General features: G+C 54.7%; 1 protein-coding gene. It reads right to left on the reverse strand.

Annotated elements, in window-relative coordinates; all coding sequences use genetic code 11:
* Positions 1 to 389: malectin domain-containing carbohydrate-binding protein (locus tag ACTF5Z_RS11725; RefSeq protein ID WP_438985795.1), on the reverse strand; the 389-nt coding region annotated here is incomplete at its 3' end.
* Positions 390 to 428: the final 39 nt, after the last annotated feature.

Raw genomic sequence — 428 nt, forward strand, 5'->3', positions numbered from 1 at the left:
GCAGCTTCAGTAAGCCCATCGCGCGCCTTTGGAATATTAAAATCCGCCAGCCGCTCTTTACCACCAACCCAGACGCTAAACCGCCGGTTCTCAACCCCCGGTCGTTCGGCAAAGAACAAAGTGAGGGCGTATTGACCAGGAACGACCTGTAATTCATAGCTCTGAGGTCCTTCACGAAAACTTTGATACAGTGCTTCTTGCTGGCTTCCTTTTACCTTGTCGATGGTTCCGCAAGTGCTGTGCGTCTGCTCTGCGCATGAATCTTGCAGATAAACCGTGCCGTCGGGGCCTTTGAACAGGCTACCGCCAAGGTTTACCGCGACGACATTTGAGGGGGGTGCTTTAACGGCCATCGGATCTGCCGCTAACGACACCCGAGCCTGACTCACGGTCGCCGTACAAAGCGTAAGCGCAGAGATACACCCCAG

This window comes from Aequoribacter sp. (assembly GCF_965659035.1).
In the GTDB taxonomy this organism is placed as follows: Bacteria; Pseudomonadota; Gammaproteobacteria; order Pseudomonadales; family Halieaceae; genus Aequoribacter.